Source organism: Parasaccharibacter sp. TMW 2.1891 (assembly GCF_023337675.1).
Taxonomy (GTDB): domain Bacteria; phylum Pseudomonadota; class Alphaproteobacteria; order Acetobacterales; family Acetobacteraceae; genus Bombella; species Bombella apis.
The window spans coordinates 215,793-233,367 of the sequence record NZ_QORT01000003.1 but is presented as its reverse complement, the minus strand read 5'-3'; the positions used below and the strand labels follow the sequence as shown (position 1 = coordinate 233,367).

Here is a 17,575-nt window from a genome sequence, read left to right as displayed (position 1 = left end):
CGCCAGTGAGTTCTCATGCACGCACAACACTCCATCCTGCCCCGGACCGGGCGCCTGAAGGAAGAAATGCACGCCACGGCCACCCGTTATCCCGGCCCCGGTGGAGCTGTTGCCGTCCTGCATGAGGGGGAAGTGATCGCCCGGCACTGCTGGGGCTATGCCTCGCTGGAACGCCGCCTGCCTTTCACGCCCGCAAGCCTGTTCCGCATCTGTTCCATCACCAAGCAGTTCACCTGCGCCACCCTGCTGGACCGTTACGAAAACCCGGAAACCCTGGCCCCATACATCCACAGGCGGCTGCCCCGGCTCCGCTCCGACCCGCCCACTGTCACACAGCTGGCTCACAACCAGTCCGGCCTGCGGGATTACTGGGCCGTGGCCATGCTGCATGGTGCCGCCATTGAAGGCACATTCAGCCCGGCGGATTCCGACAGGGTCATCACCGGGACACGGTCCCTCCAGTTTCTTCCCGGCACATCCTATTCCTACGTCAACCAGAATTTCCGTCTGATTTCCGAGGCGATGGAAGAAGAAAGCGGGCTGAGCTTTGCCGAGCTGCTCCAGCAGCATGTTTTCGACAGGGTCGGCATGAGGCGGGCCATCCTGGCGGCGGAAACCAGCGCCCTGCCCGATGGCACAACCGGCTATGAGGGGACACAGGAGGGCGGCTACTGGCCCGCCCGCAATCACATCTACTGGACAGGGGATGCCGGGATGGCAGCCTCGCTGGATGACATGATCGCCTGGGAACGTTTCATCGACCAGCAGCGTGATGACCCCGAAGGCCTCTATAACCGCATGAGCCGCCCCGTCCTGTTCGATAACGGGCACAAGGCGCCTTACGGCTTCGGGCTGCAGCATGGCACCATCGCAGGCCATGAGGTCACAGCCCATGGCGGCGCCCTGCGGGGCTGGCGGTCCCACCGGCTGCACTGTGCCGCCTTGCGCCTCTCTGTCGTGGTCCTCTTCAACCACATGTCCCCGGCCCAGCAGGCCGCCGCCAACCTGTTCCGGGCCTTTCTGGGAGAAGAGGGAAAACCGGCTGCCCGACAGGCCCCCTCTGGCAGACAGGCTCCCCATGCACTGGAGGGCCTCTGGCTGGATGAGGAAACCGGCCTCTCCGCCCGCATCACCGCAGCAGCACCGGGCAAGCTTCAGCTCCGCTACCTCATGCTGCCGGAAACGCTGGACATCATCTCCCCCCAGCTTGCCGAGGCCGGGAACCTCCGTGTGCGGCATATACAGGGCGAACACATGCAGGCCAGCACACAGGAAATCCCCACGCCCCACATCATCATGGAACGGCCAGGGGAGAACCGGCATGCCCTGCTCCGCCCCTACCCTGCCAGCCCCCAGCCTGGCCTGGAAGAACTTGCCGGAGACTATGAATGTGAGGAGCTGGACGGCTCCCGTTTCACCATCACCAGCCAGAGCGGGCTGCTGCATGGCGGGTTCTCCGGTTTTCTGGGAACAGGGCGGATGGAACGGCTGACCGGACTGGGACCGGACCTGTGGGCCTTCCCCTGCCCCCGGGCTCTGGATCACACCCCGCCCGGCGACTGGACCCTCCACTTCGAACGGCGGAACGGGCGCCTCCACCAGCTGCGTGTCAGCTGCTGGCTGGCACGGAATCTCATCTATCGGCGGCTGCCGGACTGAAGGCCATGCGTCCGGCTGCAAAGCCCTCCATGGCCTGCCTGCAAAACAGGGTTTGACGATTCCCCGTTCTGCAAGCAGTATGGTCGGGCAGCTCCCCCTGATCTGAAAACCGGACAGGGGTATTTTCCGTTGGAGGCATGGAACTGATGCGCCACCGGATACGGGCTGTATGTCGTTGATTTTTCAGACCGGGAACGCGTCCACCATGATCGCCTCCATCATGCCGAACTACAAACGCTTTGACCTTGCCTTTGAGCATGGCGAAGGCCTCTGGCTCACCGGCACGGATGGACGACGCTATCTGGACTTCGGAGCTGGCATTGCCGTGTCCTCCCTTGGCCACAGCCACCCGGCCCTCGTGAAGGCCATCACCGAACAGGCCAGCAAAGTCATCCACGTCTCAAACCTCTATCAGGTTCCACAGGCCAGGGCCCTGGCGGACATGCTGGTGGCGAACAGCTTTGCGGATTCAGTCCTCTTCTGCAATTCCGGTGCGGAGGCCAATGAGGGCCTCATCAAACTGATCCGGCGGGCCCAGTACAAAAATGGTCACCCTGAACGCACACGCATCATCTGTTTCAACAATGCCTTTCATGGACGGACACTGGCCACCATTTCCGCAACCGGCAACCCGGCCTATCTGGAAGGGTTCGGCACACCGGTGGAAGGGTTCGACCATGTGCCCTTCAACGACCTCAACGCCGTCCGGGCCGCCGTGACAGACCAGACAGCCGGCATCCTGCTGGAACCCGTGCAGGGGGAAAGTGGCATCCGGGCAGCAGACCATGAATTCCTGCAGGGCCTCCGTGCCCTGTGCGATGAGAAAGGCCTCTATCTGGGCATTGATGAGGTACAGAGCGGCATGGGCCGTACCGGTACGCTCTTCGCCTTCGAGCAGGCAGGCATCACACCGGATGTCGTGTCCTCCGCCAAAGGCATTGGCGGGGGCGTACCGCTCGGGGCTGTACTGGCCCGTGAAGACCTGGCTCAGCACCTCACACCCGGCACGCATGGCACCACTTATGGCGGCAACCCACTGGCCTGCTCGGCCGGGCTGGCCGTGCTGAAAGAGATTCTGTCACCCGGCTTTCTGGAGCATGTCCGCAAGACCGGTGCCGCCTTTGGCACAATGCTTGAAGCCTGCGTGAGGGAATATCCCACCATTTTCGAGGAAGTCCGTGGTGTCGGACTGATGCGGGGCCTGCGCTGCCGCATCCCTGTCGGGGATGTTCTGGCTGCTGTCATGGCCGAGGGCCTTCTGGCCATAGGCGCAGGGGACAACGTGCTGCGTCTGGTTCCGCCCCTCATTGCAACCGAGGCTGACTGTCAGGAAGCCTGCACCCGCATCGGGCGTGCTGCTCACGCCCTTGCCAACAAGTAAGGAGACACCTGCGTGAGTACCACCAAGGCCTCATCGCCCCGTCACTTCCTGGACATCAAGGACCACTCCACCGAGACACTGCGGCACATCCTCACGCTCGCCGCACGGGTCAAGGCTCTCCAGCAGGGGCGCAGACATCCGCTCTGCCCCGGCCAGCCACTGGCCGGCCGTGCGCTGGGGCTGATGATGTCCCGCCCCTCCACCCGCACCCGTGTCTCCTTTGAAGTCGGGATGAAACAGCTTGGCGGGACCGTTAACGTGCTGGCTCCATCCGACATGCAACTGGGGCGTGGAGAAAGCATTGCCGATACGGCCCGTGTCCTCTCCCGTTTTCTGGATGTCATCGTGCTGCGCACGGGCAAGGATGCCAACCTGCGTGAGCTGGCCCGCTGGAGCAGCGTGCCGGTCATCAACGGGCTGACACCGATCTCCCACCCTGTACAGATTCTGGCCGACATCCTTACCTTTGAGGAACACAGGGGGCCGATCACCGGCAAAAAACTGGCCTGGATCGGCGATGGCAACAATGTTGCCACCTCCATGATCGAGGCCGCAGCCCGCCTGGGCTTCACCCTGCATCTGGCCACACCGGAAGGGGAGTTCACCCCGTCCGAAACCGCAGTGCAATGGGCCCGGGACAATGGCGGTGACATCCGCCTGACGCATGACCCCAAGGAGGCCGCAGCAGGAGCGGATGCCGTCATCACGGACACATGGGTCAGCATGGGGGATGAAGATGCGGAAAAACGCCTCAGGCTGTTCCGCCCTTACCATGTGGATGAAACCCTCATGGCGCTGGCCTCACCCCAGGCCCTGTTCATGCACTGTCTGCCTGCCCATATAGGGGAAGAAGTCAGCAAGGCCGTGTTCGAAAGCCCGGCCTCCATCGTGTTTGATGAAGCCGAAAACCGCCTGCATGCCCAGAAAGGGCTTCTGCTCTGGTGCATGGAGAAGGATGATCTTTCGGCCTATCAGGGCTAGACCCTTCCGCCTGATGCCTGCCCCGGAGGGGGTACGGCATCAGGCCAGACAGGCCCGACAGAGAGGATTGTGACCCCGGTGACAGAAACCACCACGCCCGCAGCAACGCCCCGCCCGCATGATGTCCCCGACCTCACGGTCGCCCATGCCATCACACCGTTCCATCTTGGCCATGTGCCAGTACGGGGGCGGCTGATCACACTTGGCCCGCTGGCCGGGGCCATCCTCTCCCGCCATGATGAACTGCCAGAACCGGTCCGCCTCCTTGGCGGACAGGCGCTCGCCCTCGTGGCAGCCATGGCGACGGCCCTCAAATTCAAAGGGTCCTTCTCCCTTCAGGTCAAAGGAGACGGACCTGTTTCCCTGTTCCTTGCAGACTGCACCGATACAGGCGAACTGCGCTTTACCGCCCGCATGGCTGAAGATTACACCCTCCCCCTGCCGGAAGATGCTTCCGGACTGCTGGGCAAGGGCTATATGGCCTTTACCGTGGATCAGGGGCCGGATACCGACCGTTATCAAGGCATTGTCGGGCTCGAAGGCCCCACTCTGGCTGACATGGCCGAACATTATTTCCAGACCAGTGAGCAGCATGACTGCGCCATCCACCTCTTCTCCCGCCATACGGAATCGGGCCGGCAGGCCGGAGCCCTGGTACTGGAACGCCTGCCAGACAGCACCCCGATTGCGGGCAATGATGACCACAGACCAGCCGATGCCACCATCCAGGACCTGTGGGAAACGGCCTGCACCTTTGGCCAGACCCTGACGGCAGAGGAGCTCTTCAACCCACAGCTCTCCCCCGGGGCGCTCATCAACCGTCTCTTCGGCACGCTGGATGTGGAGCTGGCCCCGGCCAGGCCTCTCTCCTTCGGCTGCCGGTGCAGCCGGGCCCGCCTCCAGGGTGTGCTGGAACGTTTCAGCGGGGAGGACCTCGACCACATGGCACAGGATGGCGTGATCTCCATGGAATGCCATTTCTGCAACACGGCTTTCACCTTCACCCGTGAAAGCCTGCCCGATGGCCAGAAAAACGGTGATGCTGGAGCGCCATGACAGCAGGGCTTCCAGTACCTCTCCAGCGGGACGGACAGCCCGTCGAACGGCTCTATCCGGGCTGGCAGTGCAACGGGCGTCATCCGGCCCCTGCCGGGATGGAGGTCCTGAGTCTCCAGCACAGGCACACAGGGCAGGAAGCCTGCTGGTGGCTCACACCTGAAGGGGATATCCTCGCCTGCCACGCCCTGGCGCTGGACAAACACTGGAGCCAGAAGATCAGGGAGGCCGTTGCCCCCGCCCTACAGCAACTCAGCACGACGCTGCTGGGCCGGGTAACGCCTCTGCCAGCCGAGGCCTGCTTCCCGCATGAGGCCATGGCCCCACTCACCAACCTGCCGCACACGGCCCGCCTCCAGCTGCTCGGCCTCTGGTTCCGCTCTGTCAGCAGGTCGCTTCTTGTCCTGTCTCCCGCCACACTGCTGGATGGTGAAGAGACCTCACTGGAGCTGGAGGCAGCGGATGCAACTGGCCAGCCCTTTGCGCCCCGGTTCATCCGGGCCATGCTGGAGACACGGCCCGCCGGCCCCCACACGCTGGCCTGCTCCCCTTTCAGTGGCCGCATCATCCGGGCCGAACTGACCATGCCGACAGACAGAGGTGTGGCCTGCCGCTTCAGTGACGAAAGAAACGGAGAAACCTTCTACCTCTTCTGGCCCGGCCCGGCAGGACAGATAGACCCGCAAACAGCACAGCAGCCCCTTTTCTACCACCCGCAGGGTGAACTCCTGCTGGGAGATGGGCCGCTTACGCCACTGGTCCCCATCTTTCTCCTCTCATGGTTCATCAGCAACCCCAACTGCATTGAGGAACTGAAACATGCCCACCCCTTCCGGCTGGAAGATTATGGCGTGGGCAAGGCCTCGGCCCTGTGGAAGGACATCGCCCTGTCACCTTCGTCCTCCCAGACCGATACACAGGCCACCACACAGGAAGAGACTGGACAAAACCGGACATCTTTTCCATTTTCTTCCGGACACTGGGGGCAGTCTTTCTTTTTTGAGGCCGGTCGGACAGCAGGCCTGCCCGACCGGGACCGGCTCACCCCGCAGGACCACGAAAAAACAACAGGCGCCGGACATGAAAACCATGACGAACCATAGTGCCAGAACGCCTCATCTGGTCAGCCGCATGAAGCTGCGTTCCTCTCTCTTCAGCCTGGGAATGGGCTGTGCGCTGGCTCTGCTGGCAGGCTGTGCCTCCGGCGGTTCCGGAGAGGAAACATTCCCGTCACCGGATTACAGCTACCTGCCCCCCCTCAACCTGAATGTCAGCCAGGTTGATGTCAGCAACCAGGTCCAGCCCGACAGTGACGCCCTGTCCTCCCACAGCCCGACCAACCCCGCCGACGCTCTGGCCCTTATGGGGCGCCAGCGCCTGCACGCCATGGGGGCATCCGGTACAGCCAGCTTCACCATCACGAAAGCGGAGATGAGCAAGGCCCCGCACCATGCCCTCAGCGGGAGTTATACAGTCCAGCTGAACCTGAATGACACCGCCAGCCATCACCACGGCTTCATCACGGCGCATGTCCAGCGCACGATTGATGCCCCGGGCAAGCTCGGGCTGGAGCACAACCTCCATACACTCAACACGCAGCTCATGGATGACATGAATGTCGAGCTGGAATACCAGGTTCGCAGCCATCTGGCCTCATGGCTGACGGACGCAACAGGCACACCGCTGAATGCCGCCACCATCCAGAGCCAGGAGCTGAGCAGCACGGATCTGTCCGGCACACCCCCGGCTGCACCGCAGCCCCCGGCCAGCACGGTCGTGACCGGTGCCACCGCAACGGCAGACCGGGCCGTTGGCAATACTGCCAGCACTGCCGGCAGCTGGCAGAAACCGGCTGATACGGAAACAGGCCAGGCACCTTCCGCAGGCCGCATCCATTCTCCCCAGCCCCACATGCTCACCCTGCCCCAATAACGGACCTGGGCGCCCAATGCGGGAAAAAAGGCGGAAGAAAGCAGGCATGACAGCTGGTTAACTTGTCTTCTGCTGCCTTTTTTCCCATTCTGCCCCCTCTTCTGGACTTTCTCAAACCGGGCCGCCCTGTGCGATGACATCATCTTCCTCCCCTCCCTCCCACGATGCTCCTGCCCCGCTGTCCCGGCGTGGCTTCATGGGAGGGGCAGCCTCCCTCTCCAGCCTTCCCCTGCTCAGCCATGCCGCCCGGGCAGACGAAAAGGATGGGAAACAACAGCCCGCCCCCCCGGATGATGACCCCGCCCATTACAGGCCCGTCTTTTTCAGTGCGGAGGAATATCTCTTTCTCTGCCATGCGTGCGAGCGCATCTTTCCGCAGGATGAAAACGGGCCGGGAGCCCAGGCCCTCGGCGTACCCCGCTTCATCGACAGGCAGATGACCACCCCTTACGGCCGGGGTGACCTCTGGTACATGAAGGCTCCCTTCGTGAATGGACCGCCAGAGCTGGGCTACCAGCTGCCCTACAGCCCACAGGACCTCTATCGTGGGGCCATCACGCCCATAAACACCCATTGCCTCATGCTGCATGATGCCGTTTTTGCAGCCCTCTCGCCACAATGGCAGGATGAGGTGCTGCATGCGCTGGAAGATAACAGGCTCCACCTCAATGACATTCCCGGTGCCGCCTTCTTCGAGCAGCTGCGGACCAATACACTGGAAGGAGCCTTCTCCGACCCTGCCTATGGCGGCAACCACAACATGGCTGGCTGGAAAATGATGGATTTTCCCGGTGCCAGGGCGGACTTCATGGACTGGATCAACCAGAACGGGGCCCGCTATCCCCTGGGCCCGGTCGGCATGCCTCCAAAACCGGACCCATACAGCGCCTCTTTCCAGAATGAGGAGGGATGAACCATGACAGACCAGACATTCCCTCCCGCGAAGCCGGATGTCGTTGTCATCGGCGCTGGCTGGGCCGGCAGCATCATGGCCAAGGAACTGACAGAGGCCGGACTGAACGTCACCATGCTGGAACGTGGGCACGACCACAGCACAGCCGTGGAAGGGACCTATCCCGGCTCCATTGACGAACTGCGGGGCGCCGTGCGCAAGCGCCTCTTCCAGAAACTGGCCCGCACCTCCCTGACCATCCGCAACCGCCCGGACCAGACTGCCCTGCCCTACCGCCAGCTGGCCGCCTTCCTCCCCGGCGAAGGCGTTGGTGGTGCCGGACTGCACTGGTCAGGCTGCCACTTCCGCGTCACGGAGGATGACCTCCGCCTGCGCAGCGCCACCATTGAGCGCTACGGGCAGAAATTCATCCCCAAAGACATGCACCTCCAGGATTACGGAATCAGCTACGGAGAACTGGAACCGTTTTTCGACAAGGCAGAGAAGGTCTTTGGAACTTCGGGGGAGGCATCCTCCGTGCAGGGGCAGAAAACAGGCCGTGGCAACGTCTTTGCCCTGGACCGCTCCAGCCATTTTCCCCTGCCGCCCATGGCAGACACCTTCTCTGCCAGCGTCTTCCGCCAGGCAGCCCGGGAGGCAGGCTTCCACCCTTACAGCATGCCTGCCGCCAATGCCTCCCAGCCCTATACCAACCCTTATGGCTGCCAGATGGGCCCCTGCAACTTCTGCGGTTATTGCAGTGGCTATGCCTGCTATCTCTATTCCAAAGCCTCCCCGAACGTGAACATCCTGCCCGCTCTGCGGCAGGACAAACGCTTCCGGCTCATCACACAGGCCCAAGTGCTGGAAATCCTGCTGGATGACACCCGCAAGAGAGCCACCGGTGTGCGGTACATCGACCTCAAAACCGACTCCGAACAGGTCATTGAGGCGGATCTGGTCATCCTCAGCGCCTTCCAGCTGCACAATGTCCACCTCATGCTGACATCCGGCATTGGCAAACCCTATGACCCGGTCAGCCAGAGCGGGACCATCGGCCGCAATTTCACCTACCAGACCATCACCTCCTCCCGTGTCTGGCTGCCGGAAAACCGCTGCACAAACCAGTTTGTCGGCGCCGGCGGCGCTGGCGTGGCCATTGATGACTTCAACCAGCCCGGTTTCGACCGGGGGCGGGCCGGTTTCATTGGCGGGTCTCCTGTCTGGGTCAATCAGGCGGGCCTCAAGCCCATTGCTGCCGCACAGGGCAGTGGCGGAAAAGGATCACCCCGCTGGGGAAGTGCCTACAAGGCCGCCATGATCGACCAGTACAGGCATTCCTTCAGCATTGATGCCCATGGCAGCAACATGGCCTACCGGGATGTCTATCTCGACCTAGACCCCACATGGCGCAATGCCTATGGCCAACCCATGCTGCGGATGACCTTCACATGGAAGGACAACGACATCCGCATGAACCAGTATGTCGTCAGGCAGATCGGCGACATTGCCCAGGCCATGGGGGCCACACGGACCAGCCTGAACAGCCTCCAGCCGGGCCAGCTTTTCGACAGCCGCATCTATCAGACAACACATCTCAGCGGTGGTGTCATTCTGGGCAGCAACCCGAAAACCAGCGCCCTGAACCGGTATCTCCAGAGCTGGGACGTCCCGAATCTCTTCGTCATCGGCTCCAGCGCCTTCCCGCAAGGAATGGGATACAACCCGACAGGCCTGGTGGCAGCACTGGCCTACTGGTCCGCTTACCATATCCGCCAGACCTATCTCCGCAATCCCGGCCCGATGGTACACGCCTGATGTCCCTGTTCCTCCGTTCCACCGGCACGAAACGCACATCCCCCCTTCGCCCCCTGCTGATGATGGGGCTGGGTCTGCTGGGCATCGTGGCTGCCACCCTGCCCACCCGTCCTGCACAGGCTGATGATGCTCCCCTGCCTGCCGGACTGATTGAAGAGGGCCATTATCAGGCCGTTCTGGGCGACTGTGCCGCCTGCCACACCCAGCCGGGGCGGCCACCCTACAGCGGGGGGATGCCCTTCAAGCTGCCCATAGGCACCATCTACTCCACCAACATCTCGCCAGACCCCGTCCACGGCATCGGCCACTATACCGAAGCCGAATTCGCCCGGGCCGTCCAGCTCGGCATCCGCAAGGATGGCAGCGCCCTCTATCCGGCCATGCCCTATCCCTCCTACGCACGGCTGAGCAAGGCGGACATCCATGCCCTCTATGTCTATTTCCAGAGGGGGGTGACACCGCAGCCTGTTGACCCGCCCGCCAATGGGCTGATCTGGCCACTTTCCATGCGCTGGCCCCTGCATATCTGGCGCTGGCTGTTCTCACCCTCCATCCAGTCTGCCCAGCTGCGCACCAACAACCAGTTCTCCGACCCCATACTTGCCCGTGGAGCCTATCTGGTGGAAGGACCCGGCCATTGCGGGGCCTGCCACAGCCCCCGCAGCATCACCCTCAATGAAAAAGCCCAGACAGCCAAGGACGGGCCGCTCTTCCTCTCTGGCGGGGGCGTGGTGGAACAATGGGTCGTCCCCTCCCTCCGGCAGGAAAACCGGACAGGACTGGGCCGCTGGAGCGAACAGGACATCGTGGATTTCCTCCGCACGGGGCGGTCCCGGACTGGTGCCAGCTTTGGCGGGATGACGCCTGTCATCGTCCATAGTGCCCATGCCTTCAAGGAGGCGGACCTGCACGCCATTGCCCGTTACCTCATGCAGCTGGCCCCGGCACGGAAGGAAACACCCTGGGTCTATGACCCCACGACGACCGACATGCTCCGCCGTGCCGACCTCTCCCAGCCCGGGGCACAGACCTACATGGACCGCTGCGCCGCCTGCCACCGCACCGATGGTGCCGGGTATGGAACGGTCTTCCCCCCACTGGCTGGCAACCCCATCGTGATGACGGATGATGCCACATCACTCATCCATATCATTCTGGCTGGCGACAGTATGCACGCCCTGCCTACGGCGGCCTCCGCCTTCACCATGCCGGGCTTTGCGGACACGCTCTCTGACAGGGAAGTAGCTGATGTTGTCAGCTTCATCCGGCAGAGCTGGGGCAATAACAGCAGCCCCGTGAAGGAAAGTACCGTGAAACACATCCGCCACTCCATCCCGCAGGCAGAAACACCGGACCAGCTTCCCAAAAACTGACACCATCGGCACGGAAGGAAGAAACACCCTTGGCGGTTTTTTTCCTCCGTACCCATACAGACGGAGCGCTGCATTCCATGACATTCCTGTAACCTATGCTCCCGTCATCTCGTGACAGGATGAGGACTGTAGAACAGAAGCAGGGGCCTTTCTGCCTGCCCTACAGAAGAAGGTGCCGTACCTTACGGAGATGTCATAACTCAGACTAAAACAGTATTTAATTCGCCCTGTCGTCCTTTTTGCCTAGATTGTCCCGGCTTCCTTCTGCCTCTGGAATAAAACTGGAACAGTCCGACCCATGAATGCCATTGTCATCACCGCCCTGAAGCGGCCTCTGACCTTTGTGGTACTGTCCATCCTGATCGTGATGTTCGGGGTGATGTCAGTCTTCAAAACACCGACTGACGTCTTTCCGAATATCAAGATTCCGGTGGTCTCTGCCGTCTGGACCTATGGCGGGATGCTGCCTGAGGAATTTGCAGGCCGCATCATCTACAATTACGAGCTGATGGTGACCTCCACCGTGGAGGGCATCGAGCACATGGAGTCCAACTCCTATTACGGGCGTGGGATCGTGACGATCTTCTTCCAGCCCGGGTCTGAGATTGGCGAGGCAGAGGCGGAAGTCACCGCCATTTCCCAGACCGTCATCAAGCAGCTGCCAGTGAACATCCCGGCCCCGATGATCATGCGGCTGGATGCGTCTTCCGTTCCAGTCATCTCGCTGCAGATCACCTCGGACAAGCAGACGCCGTCCGACCTCTACAAGCTGGCGATGATCCGTGTCCGTCCGCTTCTGGTCACCGTCGAGGGGGCCGTGGTGCCGCATCCCTATGGCGGGATGGACAGCTTCGTGATGGTCACGCTGAACCAGGACCAGCTGCGGGCGCACCATCTCTCGGCCATGGACGTGCAGAATGCCATGCATGACCAGAACATCGTCCTGCCCGCCGGTGACCAGAAGATCGACGCCGTGGACTGGATGGTGCAGACCAACGCCACCCCCAAGAGCATGAAGGCCATCGGCAACATTCCGGTCAAACGGGTGGGCAATGCGGTGATCTACGTTCATGACGTGGCGGACGTCTATCGTGGCGGCCATCCGCAGACAAACCTCGTGCTCGTGAAGGGACGTCAGGGCGTCGAGGTCGTCGTCATGAAGAGCGGCGAAGCCTCCACGCTGGACGTGGTGGATGGCGTAAAGAAGGCCCTCCCCCGCCTGCGGGCCGTGCTGCCGGATGACGTGAAGGTCAGCATCCTGACCGACGCCTCCATCTTCGTGAAGGACGCCATCAAGGACGTGGTGCGGGAAATGGTCACCGCTGCCTTCCTGACCGGCATCGTGGTGCTGCTCTTCCTCGGCTCGTGGCGGTCCACCGTCATCATCGCCACCTCCATCCCACTGGCCATTCTCTGCTCGGTCATCGGGCTGAGCTGGGCCGGGGAATCCATCAACGTGATGACACTGGGCGGGCTGGCCCTGGCGGTCGGCATCCTCGTGGACGACGCCACGGTGATGATCGAGAACATCGACACCCATCTCGAAATGGGCAAGGAGCTTGAACCTGCCATCATCGATGCCGCCAACCAGATCGTGACGGCGACCTTCGTCTCCACCACCTGCATCTGCATCGTGTGGCTGCCCCTGTTCGAGCTGGACGGCGTGGCCGGTTACCTCTTCCGCCCGATGGCGGAAGCCATCATCTTCGCCATGATCGCCTCCTTCGTCCTCTCCCGGACGCTGGTCCCCACCATGGCAAAATACCTGCTGGCCAATCATGGTCACGGGCATGACATCCCGGACAGGGAGCAGCATACTGCCGATGCCAACGCTACTGCCGTGGCAGCCGGTCACCCGGCCAACCGTGGCGACGGGACAGACAGCCACAATCACTCCGCTCCCCTGCCACCACGCAGCGGTGTCATGGGCTTCTTCATCCGCTTCCAGCAGGGCTTTGAGGAAAAGTTCAACAGCTTCCGGGACGGCTATTACGCCATTCTGGTCCGCTGTGTGGAGCAGCGCAAACTGTTTGTCGGCATCTTCCTCGGCCTTTCCGTCCTGTCATTGGGGCTTTACTTCACGGCCGGGCGGGACTTCTTCCCGGAGACGAAGTCCAACGCCCTCCAGATGCATATGCGGGCCCCGCTGGGTACCCGTATCGAGGTTGCGGGCCGCATTGCCGCTCTGGTCTCCGACCGCATCGAGCAGGACCTGCCCGGCCAGGTGGAAGAGATCGTCAGCAACTGCGGCCTGCCGGAAGGGGCGCACAACCAGGCCTTCATCCCGACACCGACCATCGGGACGCAGGACTGCGACCTGACCATCGCCCTGAAAAACGAGGCCTCCCCCGTGTGGGATTATCGTGCCCTGCTGCGCAAGGACCTCTCCGCCCGCTTCCCCGGGACGGTCTTCACCTTCCAGCCGGCGGACCTGACGGCGAAGATCCTCAATTTCGGCTCTCCCGCACCGATCGACATCCAGATCAACGGGCCGGACATTGCCGACAATTATGACTATGCCCGCAAGATCATGACCCGCCTGCGGCACATCCCGGGGGCTGCCGATGTCGTCATCCAGCAGACGATGAAGACACCGACACTGATGATCCGTGGCAACCGGACCTTCAGCCAGGCCACCGGCCTGACCGAGGCCGACCTCGCCAACAACCAGCTGATGACGCTCTCCGGTTCCAGCACGGTGGACCCGCAGTTCTGGCTCGACCCCAGCAACGACGTCACATTCCCGCTGAACACCTACGTCTCGCAGGACCAGCTGACGCATCTGAGCGACCTGCTGACCATTCCGGTGGACAAGGGCGATGGCAACCCGACCGGTACGGGCGACCAGCTTCTGGGCAGCATCAGCACCGTCGTGCCGACCGGCACGCCGGGTGAGGTGTCCCACTTCAACTCCATGCCGGAGGTGGACATCTACGTCTCCACCGAAGGACGGGACCTCGGGGCCGTGCTGACGGACGTCAAGAAAGTCATCAGCGACACGAAATCCCTGCTGCCCAAGACGGCCGCAACGGAGATCCATGGGGCCGCCGTGACCATGTACGGAGCCTATGGCCAGCTCATCATCGGGCTGATGGTCTCCATCGTGCTGATCTACCTGCTGATCGTCGTCAACTTCCAGTCCTGGATGGACCCGTTCATCATCATCACCGCCCTGCCCGGCGCACTGGCCGGGATCGCCTGGGCCCTGTTCCTGACCGGGACACGCCTGTCCGTCCCGGCCCTGACAGGGGCCATCATGTGCATGGGGACGGCCACGGCCAACTCCATCCTCGTGGTGTCCTTCGCCAGGGAGCGGATCGAGCTGCATGGTGATGCCCTCCGGGCAGCGACGGAAGCCGGACGGGAGCGCATCCGCCCCGTGCTGATGACCGCCCTTGCCATGGTGGTGGGGATGATCCCCATGGCCACCTCCAACTCCACCAATGCCCCACTGGGCCGGGCCGTGATTGGCGGGCTGATTGTCGCCACGCTGTCCACGCTGCTCTTCGTTCCCTGTGTCTATGCAATCATCCACAACCGTACTGCGCGTCATAAGGAGACCGTCTGATGGCCAGCATGTCCCGCAAACACAAATTACTGCTCGGCCTGATCGCCCTGGTGCTGGGCCTCTACATCATCGTGCTGCTGCTCGGCCGCATGGCCCACAACGCCCACCTGCATGACGTGGCGGAACAGAGTGCCGTGCCCAACGTGGCCATCATCCTGCCCCACAAGGCGGACAGCAAGGTGAGCCTCACGCTCCCCGGCACGATTGATGCCTGGTATCAGGCGCCGATCTATGCGCAGGTCTCCGGTTACGTGAAGATGTGGTACAAGGATTACGGTGCCGTCGTCCATCAGGGTGATGTGCTGGCCGAAATCAACGCCCCGGCACTGGATGCACAGTACGCCCAGGCCCTGGCAGACCTTGATGCCCAGAAGGCCAAGTACAATCTGGCCTCCGTGACGGCCAACCGCTGGCGGGCCATGGGGCACTCCCAGGCCGTTTCCGGGCAGTCCGTCTCCGTCGCCACGGCGGATGAACAGGCCGCCTACGCCAAGATGGAAGCAGCCCAGCGCAATGTGGACCACTTCGCCGCCCTGGAGAAGTTCAAGCAGATCGTGGCTCCGTTCGATGGTGTCGTGACGGCCCGCTCCATCAATGTGGGTGACTATGTCAACAGCGGGGGCGGGCAGCTCAACGCCACTGGTGGGGCCTCCGAACTCTTCACCGTGGCGGACACGCACCGCCTGCGTCTCTTCATCTCCGTGCCGGAAATCTTCTCCTACATGCTGACGGACGGGCTGACGGCGGAGGTCCACGTGCCGCAGTATCCGGACCGCATCTTCACGGCCAAGTTCCTGACGGCATCCCTCGGCTATGACCCCAACACGAGAACGGCCGTCTCCGAATTCACGCTGGACAATGCCGACCACGCCCTCTGGCCGGGGACCTTCGCCTCTGTCTCTCTGAAAGCCAACAATAATGCCTCCCACCTGCTGAAGATTCCCACGGGGTCCCTCGTCTTTCAGGAAAAAGGAATGCAGGTGGCAACCGTGGACCAGAAGAACACCGTCCACTTCAAGAATATCCGTGTCGGCAAGATGGCGGACAGCTCCACCGAGGTTCAGGCAGGCATCACGGCGGATGACCGCATCATCAACAACCCGCCCGCCGACCTTCTGGAAGGCGACCCCGTCCACATCGTGACACCGGCCCGGGGCTATAACCAGAGCGGCTGGGAAGAATCCGGAGATGATGACTGATGACCACCATGATCTCTGACCGTTCTTCCTCCATGAAGAAGACCCGCCGCAGGCTGGGCCGTCTTGCCCGCCGGACTGCCCTTGGTGGCAGCCTGCTGGCCCTGACGGGCCTCGGTGCCTGCGACCTCGCCCCACGCTACGAACCGCCGCATTTTGTCGTGCCGGACAGCTGGCAGGGGCAGGCCCCCTTCGCCGTGGCACAGCCCGCCGATGCCACCCTCCCCAGTGACTGGTGGACGCTCTTTCATGATCCGCTGCTGAACGAGCTGGAAGACCGGGCCATTGCCGAGAATGGTGACCTCCAGGCCGCCGCCGAGCGTTTCCTTCAGGCCCGCTCCCTCGTGGCCAAAGCCCGGGCGGACCTGCTCCCGCATCTCAGCCTTGATGCAGGCGGGTCAGACAACAAGCAGTCGGCAGACAGGCTCTTCCGCAACGGGGCCACGCTGACCCAGACGCAGGAAGAATATGCCGGTCTGGCCTCGTGGGAGCCGGACATCTGGTCCGCCATCCGCAACCGTGTCCGCATGAACCGGCAGGCCGCCCAGCAGGAGGCCGCCCGCTTCGCCATGGCACGGCTGAGCCTGGAGGCCGAGCTGGCCACCGACTACATCCAGCTGCGTGGTTATGATGCGCAGATCGCCATCTACCAGCAGTCCATCGCCTATTATAACCGGGCACTGGATGTCACCCGCACCCAGCTGCAATACAAGGCGGCCCCCCGGCTGGACCTCGCCCGGGCAGAAGCCCAGCTCTACACCACGCAGGCCGCCCTGTATGACATCCAGGCCGCCCGTGAGGTGACGGAACATGCCATCGCCGTGCTGACCAACAGTGCGCCCTCCAGCTTCCACATCGACCCCGTCAAGGCGCTGGACTTCCACCAGCCCAACATTCCGGCGGGCGTGCCCTCAGGCCTGCTCCAGCGGCGGCCCGACATTGCCAGTGCGGAGCGTGAGATGGCCCAGGCCAACCGGGCCATCGGCATTGCCCGTGCCGCCTTCTACCCGCATTTCTCTCTCAATGCGGATGCCGGGTTCGAGGCCAACGGCTTCAAGCTGGCCAATCTGGCCAACTCGCTCTGGACCTACGGTGCCCGCATGAACATTCCGCTCTTTGATGGCGGCGTACATCGGGCGGAACTCCAACGGTCATGGTCCGCCTACCGGGAGACACGGGACCAGTACCGCACGACCGTCCTCTCCGCCTTCCGGGAAGTGGAGGATGGTCTCTCCCGCACCAACCGCCTGAATCTGGAAAACCAGGCTCTGGAAAAGGCCGTCAATGCCAATCTGGAAACCCAGAACATGACCATGACGCTCTATCAGGGCGGTGTGGGCACCTATCTGGATGCCATTTTCAGCCAGGAAAACACCCTCCGCAGCCGCATCACGCAGGTGGAGGTGGCCACAAGGCTGTATCAGGCTGATGTTTCGCTGATCCGCAGCCTTGGCGGCGGGTGGGACTCCAAGAACCTTCCCACGATGGCCGAGACGCTGTCGGTCGGTGCCTTCCAGTATGAGGGGCTGCACCATCCCAAGCAGGTTGGTGACGTCAATGCCTCCGAACATCCCGAGGCCCATGAGGACCTGACCCATGATGCCCCGGATGCCGTAGGCCGTGGCACCAATGCCCACCTCAAGCCGCTTCCCATCGGGGCGATGCCCTGAGGCAAAGAACGGTTCCACCCGCCCCATCCGGCGGGTGGAGTCTTCTGGT

General features: G+C 62.6%; 12 protein-coding genes. All 12 read left to right on the top strand.

All coding sequences use genetic code 11. From position 1 onward, the window contains the following. Window positions 1-15 precede the first annotated feature (15 nt). The 12 genes from DTJ15_RS08185 (at window position 16) to DTJ15_RS08130 (ending at window position 17,526) form a co-directional block, all read left to right on the top strand. Entirely contained in the window at window positions 16-1,659 is a 1,644-nt protein-coding gene (locus DTJ15_RS08185) for a D-aminopeptidase (protein ID WP_249109814.1), read from the top strand. Between the two features lie 205 nt (window positions 1,660-1,864). Next, window positions 1,865-3,040, top strand: coding sequence for an aspartate aminotransferase family protein (locus DTJ15_RS08180; RefSeq protein ID WP_043559342.1), 1,176 nt, complete (start codon window positions 1,865-1,867; stop codon window positions 3,038-3,040). Between the two features lie 12 nt (window positions 3,041-3,052). Next, a complete protein-coding gene (gene argF, locus DTJ15_RS08175; RefSeq protein WP_081562912.1) occupies window positions 3,053-4,021 on the top strand; it encodes an ornithine carbamoyltransferase in 969 nt (322 codons plus the stop codon). Window positions 4,022-4,099: 78 nt separating this feature from the next. Next, on the top strand, window positions 4,100-5,077 hold the full coding sequence (locus DTJ15_RS08170) for an Hsp33 family molecular chaperone HslO (RefSeq protein WP_249109813.1): 978 nt from the start codon (window positions 4,100-4,102) through the stop codon (window positions 5,075-5,077). Then, window positions 5,074-6,180 (top strand): hypothetical protein, encoded by a 1,107-nt coding sequence (locus tag DTJ15_RS08165; RefSeq protein WP_249109812.1) that lies wholly within the window; start codon window positions 5,074-5,076, stop codon window positions 6,178-6,180. The genes DTJ15_RS08170 and DTJ15_RS08165 overlap by 4 nt, the downstream gene beginning before the upstream one ends. Next, a complete protein-coding gene (locus DTJ15_RS08160; RefSeq protein ID WP_052348960.1) occupies window positions 6,167-7,009 on the top strand; it encodes a hypothetical protein in 843 nt (280 codons plus the stop codon). Before DTJ15_RS08165 ends, DTJ15_RS08160 begins: the two co-directional genes overlap by 14 nt. 133 nt (window positions 7,010-7,142) lie before the next feature. Next, window positions 7,143-7,922, top strand: coding sequence for a gluconate 2-dehydrogenase subunit 3 family protein (locus tag DTJ15_RS08155; protein ID WP_249109811.1), 780 nt, complete (start codon window positions 7,143-7,145; stop codon window positions 7,920-7,922). Window positions 7,923-7,925: 3 nt separating this feature from the next. Next, on the top strand, window positions 7,926-9,719 hold the full coding sequence (locus DTJ15_RS08150) for a GMC family oxidoreductase (protein ID WP_081562916.1): 1,794 nt from the start codon (window positions 7,926-7,928) through the stop codon (window positions 9,717-9,719). Further along, the gene (locus DTJ15_RS08145) at window positions 9,719-11,092 is read left to right on the top strand and encodes a cytochrome c (protein ID WP_227449727.1); all 1,374 of its coding nucleotides are present in this window, start codon (window positions 9,719-9,721) and stop codon (window positions 11,090-11,092) included. The genes DTJ15_RS08150 and DTJ15_RS08145 overlap by 1 nt, the downstream gene beginning before the upstream one ends. Before the next feature lie 298 nt (window positions 11,093-11,390). Beyond that, a complete protein-coding gene (locus DTJ15_RS08140; RefSeq protein ID WP_043558958.1) occupies window positions 11,391-14,660 on the top strand; it encodes an efflux RND transporter permease subunit in 3,270 nt (1,089 codons plus the stop codon). Then, a complete protein-coding gene (locus tag DTJ15_RS08135) occupies window positions 14,660-15,859 on the top strand; it encodes an efflux RND transporter periplasmic adaptor subunit (RefSeq protein WP_043558961.1) in 1,200 nt (399 codons plus the stop codon). Before DTJ15_RS08140 ends, DTJ15_RS08135 begins: the two co-directional genes overlap by 1 nt. Before the next feature lie 8 nt (window positions 15,860-15,867). After that, a complete protein-coding gene (locus tag DTJ15_RS08130; RefSeq protein ID WP_408902070.1) occupies window positions 15,868-17,526 on the top strand; it encodes an efflux transporter outer membrane subunit in 1,659 nt (552 codons plus the stop codon). The last annotated feature ends 49 nt before the right edge of the window (window positions 17,527-17,575 follow it).

Excerpts from the sequence above, each read along its gene's own strand:
- DTJ15_RS08185 (WP_249109814.1), top strand. The coding sequence starts at position 16 with ATGCACGCACAACACTCCATCCTGCCCCGGACCGGGCGCCTGAAGGAA.
- DTJ15_RS08180 (WP_043559342.1), top strand. The coding sequence starts at position 1,865 with ATGATCGCCTCCATCATGCCGAACTACAAACGCTTTGACCTTGCCTTT.
- DTJ15_RS08165 (WP_249109812.1), top strand. The coding sequence starts at position 5,074 with ATGACAGCAGGGCTTCCAGTACCTCTCCAGCGGGACGGACAGCCCGTC.
- DTJ15_RS08160 (WP_052348960.1), top strand. The coding sequence starts at position 6,167 with ATGACGAACCATAGTGCCAGAACGCCTCATCTGGTCAGCCGCATGAAG.
- DTJ15_RS08155 (WP_249109811.1), top strand. The coding sequence starts at position 7,143 with ATGACATCATCTTCCTCCCCTCCCTCCCACGATGCTCCTGCCCCGCTG.
- DTJ15_RS08150 (WP_081562916.1), top strand. The coding sequence starts at position 7,926 with ATGACAGACCAGACATTCCCTCCCGCGAAGCCGGATGTCGTTGTCATC.
- DTJ15_RS08145 (WP_227449727.1), top strand. The coding sequence starts at position 9,719 with ATGTCCCTGTTCCTCCGTTCCACCGGCACGAAACGCACATCCCCCCTT.
- DTJ15_RS08140 (WP_043558958.1), top strand. The coding sequence starts at position 11,391 with ATGAATGCCATTGTCATCACCGCCCTGAAGCGGCCTCTGACCTTTGTG.
- DTJ15_RS08135 (WP_043558961.1), top strand. The coding sequence starts at position 14,660 with ATGGCCAGCATGTCCCGCAAACACAAATTACTGCTCGGCCTGATCGCC.
- DTJ15_RS08130 (WP_408902070.1), top strand. The coding sequence starts at position 15,868 with ATGATCTCTGACCGTTCTTCCTCCATGAAGAAGACCCGCCGCAGGCTG.